This window comes from Paraburkholderia sp. SIMBA_054 (assembly GCF_046534875.1).
In the GTDB taxonomy this organism is placed as follows: Bacteria; Pseudomonadota; Gammaproteobacteria; order Burkholderiales; family Burkholderiaceae; genus Paraburkholderia; species Paraburkholderia hospita.
In genome coordinates, this window is record NZ_JAWRXV010001846.1 from 1 (window position 1) to 230 (window position 230).

Annotated in this window: 1 pseudogene; it reads left to right on the forward strand. The window is 61.3% G+C overall.

What is annotated here, in order from left to right:
- Window positions 1-230 (forward strand): annotated as a pseudogene (locus tag SB822_RS61435) (macrolide ABC transporter permease/ATP-binding protein MacB); the annotation flags it as partial.

Sequence of the window (230 nt, forward strand, 5' to 3'; positions counted from 1 at the left end):
GGCGGACGAGCCCACGGGTGCGCTCGACAGCCATAGTGGCGAGGAAGTCCTTGGTATCCTTCAGGAACTGAACCGCGAAGGACGCACCATCGTCATCGTCACGCATGACCGGCAGGTTGCAGCGCGGGCGCAGCGCATCATAGAAATTCGCGATGGCGAAATCATCTCCGACACACGTAACGGTGAGACCGAGCGGCGAGTGATGTCTGTGCCGGTTGAGCAGCAGCAGG